This window comes from Mesorhizobium sp. M2A.F.Ca.ET.042.01.1.1 (assembly GCF_003997405.1).
In the GTDB taxonomy this organism is placed as follows: domain Bacteria; phylum Pseudomonadota; class Alphaproteobacteria; order Rhizobiales; family Rhizobiaceae; genus Mesorhizobium.
Window position 1 is genome coordinate 1 of record NZ_RZRX01000433.1, and the last position, 2,947, is coordinate 2,947.

The window sequence follows — 2,947 nt, forward strand, 5'->3', positions numbered from 1 at the left end:
TCGTGGCCGCTGTTTGCACCATGACGACGATGGCGATCAGCAGCGCCAGCGGAACAAGTGCCCGGGCATCCTGGAAGTCGGCGGTCGGCACGCCTGGGGCCGGCAACCCGTTCGGCAAGGCGCCGAGCACCTCGACGCCACGGTTCCTCAAATCGAAGGCGACGACGCCAAGCGTCGCCAGGACCATGCCGATCAACGCCGCCGGGATCCGCGCGCTGACCTGTCCGGCGGCGAAGACGATGGCGAAGACACCGAGGCCGATTGCCAGGCTCCAGGGATTGGTGAGGTGGATATTGGCGGCTATCTCGCCGACTCGCCGCACGGTTTCGCCGCTTTCGGCGGGCAGGCCGAGCAAGGAAGGCAGTTGTGAGACGATGATATGGATCGAAATGCCGGCGAGGAAACCCGTCGTGACCGGCACGGACAGCAGATCGGCGATCCAGCCGAGACGGAAGACGCCGCTGAGCGCCACCAGCAGCCCCGCCATCAGGGCCAGCATGGCCGCCAGCGCCAGGTAATGCGGCGAGCCCGAGGTGGTGATCAGCGCCAGACCGCCGGCGAACAAGGGCGTGATCGTCGAATCCGCGCCGGCCGACAGCTGGCGGTTGGCGCCGAGCAGCGCGAAGGCGACCGAGCCGGCGACGAAGGTGAAAAAGCCCACCTGCGGCGCGAAACCGCCAAGGCGCGCCGTAGCCATCTGCTCGGGAATGGCGATCGCGGCCAGCGTGATGCCGGCCGCCAGATCGCCGTTGAGGTCCTTGACGCTCCAGCCGCTGAGGGCCCGCATGGGTAGCCATGAGGCCAGCTTCACAGCAGTTGCGGTTTTTGCCCGATCCATCGCCGACCTTGCCGCATGACGGCGAAAACGACGGTGGCCATATCGTCGCAATCAGCGGTATCCATTTGAAATTACCATCAAAATTGTCTCTGGAAAAGTCCGGCCGACATTGGAGTTTCGGCGAGGCTTCCTATATAAGCATGCAGTGATTCCCGACTGGATTGTGACCTGATTTGACCGACCAGAAGACACCGCGCGGGCCGGATGGCGGCCCCACCGGCATCGAGCCGATTTCGATCATCGAGGAGATGCAGCGCTCCTATCTCGATTACGCCATGAGCGTGATCGTCAGCCGCGCGCTGCCCGACGTGCGCGACGGCCTGAAGCCCGTGCACCGCCGCATCCTCTACGCCATGCAGGAAGGCGGTTACCACTGGAACCGCAAGCATGTGAAATCGTCGCGCATCGTCGGCGACGTGATGGGTAAATACCATCCGCATGGCGACGCCTCGATCTATGACGCCTTGGTTCGCATGGCGCAGGACTGGTCGCTGCGCGTGCCGCTGATCGACGGGCAGGGCAATTTCGGCTCCATCGACGCCGATCCGCCCGCGGCCATGCGCTACACCGAGTCACGGCTCACCAAGGTCGCGCATGAGCTCCTGGAGGATATCGACAAGGAAACGGTCGATTTCCAGGACAATTATGACGGCGCCGAACAAGAGCCGAAGGTGCTGCCGGCGCGCTTCCCCAACCTTCTGGTCAATGGTTCGGGCGGCATCGCCGTCGGCATGGCCACCAACATTCCGCCGCACAACCTAGCCGAAGTGTGCAACGGGGCGATGGCGATCATCGACAACCCGGCCATCGACCTGCCGGCACTGATGGAGATCGTGCCCGGCCCGGATTTCCCGACCGGCGGCATCGTGCTTGGCCGCTCCGGCATCTACAGCGCCTATTCCACCGGCCGCGGTTCGATCGTCATGCGCGGCCGCGTCGAGATCGAAAGGCGCGGAAACGACCGTGAATCCATCGTCGTCACCGAGATTCCCTATCAGGTGAACAAGGCGGCGATGATCGAGAAGATGGCGGAACTGGTGCGCGAGAAGCGCATCGACGGCATCTCCGACATTCGCGACGAAAGCGACCGCCAGGGCTACCGGGTCGTCATCGAACTGAAGCGCGAGGCCGTCGCCGACGTCATCCTCAACCAGCTTTACCGCTTCACGCCGCTGCAGACGTCGTTCGGCGCCAACATGGTGGCGCTCAACGGCGGCAAGCCGGAGGTGATGACGCTGATCGACATGCTGAAAGCCTTCGTCGCTTTCCGCGAGGAGGTGATCAGCCGCCGAACCAAATACCTGCTGCGCAAGGCGCGCGAGCGCGCCCATGTCCTTGTCGGCCTTGCGATTGCGGTCGCCAATATCGACGAGGTGATCAAGCTCATCCGCACCGCGCCCGATCCGCAGACGGCGCGCGAGCAGTTGATGGAGCGGCGCTGGCCGTCGCACGACGTCGCGCCGCTGATCAAGCTGATCGACGATCCGCGTCACCGCATCAACGAGGACGGCACCTACAACCTCTCCGAGGAACAGGCGCGCGCCATCCTCGACCTGCGCCTGCAGCGCCTGACCGCGCTGGGCCGCGACGAGATCGCCGACGAGTTGAACAAGATCGGCGCCGAGATCATTGATTTCCTTGATATTTTGTCGTCGCGCGCGCGTATCCAGCAGATCGTCAAGGACGAGCTGATCGCGGTCCGCGACGAGTTCGGCACGCCGCGCCGCACCGAGCTCTCCGAGGGCGGGGCGGACATGGAAGACGAGGACCTGATCCAGCGCGAGGACATGGTCGTCACCGTCAGCCATTCCGGCTACATCAAGCGCGTGCCGCTGTCCCTCTACCGGGCGCAGCGCCGCGGCGGCAAGGGCCGCTCCGGCATGTCGACCAAGGAAGAGGATTTCGTCACAAGGCTGTTCGTGGCCAACACGCACACGCCGGTCTTGTTCTTCTCCTCGCGCGGCATCGTCTACAAGGAAAAAGTCTGGCGGCTGCCGATCGGCAACCCGCAATCGCGCGGCAAGGCGCTGATCAACATGCTGCCGCTCGAGCAGGGCGAGCGCATCACCACGATCATGCCGCTGCCGGAGGACGAGACCAGCTGGGGCG

General features: G+C 64.5%; 2 protein-coding genes. One reads left to right on the top strand and one right to left on the bottom strand.

Annotation, left to right across the window (positions count from 1 at the left end; all coding sequences use genetic code 11):
* Nucleotides 1–787: SulP family inorganic anion transporter (locus EOA23_RS33200; RefSeq protein ID WP_245474430.1), on the bottom strand; the 787-nt coding region annotated here is incomplete at its 3' end.
* Between the two features lie 224 nt (nt 788–1,011).
* Here EOA23_RS33200 and gyrA point away from each other — a divergent pair.
* Nucleotides 1,012–2,947: DNA gyrase subunit A (gene gyrA / locus EOA23_RS33205; RefSeq protein WP_127307170.1), on the top strand; the 1,936-nt coding region annotated here is incomplete at its 3' end.